Here is a 384-nt window from a genome sequence, read left to right as displayed (position 1 = left end):
TTTTTTTAGGTCGTTCTATAGGACTTTCGGCTACATCCACTATCACTACCTCAAAACAATCCTCGCTCAAGAGTCTTTTTTTACCTTTAATATGAAATAAATTACTCTTTATCAGTCGTTTTTCCAAATCTGTGATGATCCGCCAACATTGGGCTTCACTAATACCAAAAGTAGCAGAAATATGTAAAAATGTACGATATTCTCTGTAATACATCAGTAGCATCAGTACTTTGTTTTCCATAGACAGTTTAGGTTTTGGACCTCTTAAATTGCCTTTGTTTTTGTGTGTGGAAACTGGCCCAAGGCGGTTCGACTCCTCTACCATTTTATCAAAAACTACTCGGGAAACTCCTATTAATCTTTTAAATATTGGTTCTGATTTAT

1 protein-coding gene is annotated in these 384 nt (G+C 35.2%); it reads right to left on the bottom strand.

Translation table 11 applies throughout. The features are described 5' to 3' along the window. On the bottom strand, positions 1-384 hold a 384-nt coding region (locus AC2A1C_RS15880), incomplete at both ends, for a helix-turn-helix domain-containing protein (RefSeq protein WP_484026910.1).

It is taken from the genome of Chryseobacterium sp. HNCC26DJ241, from assembly GCF_057180505.1.
This window is presented reverse-complemented; position numbering and strand designations above follow the sequence as displayed.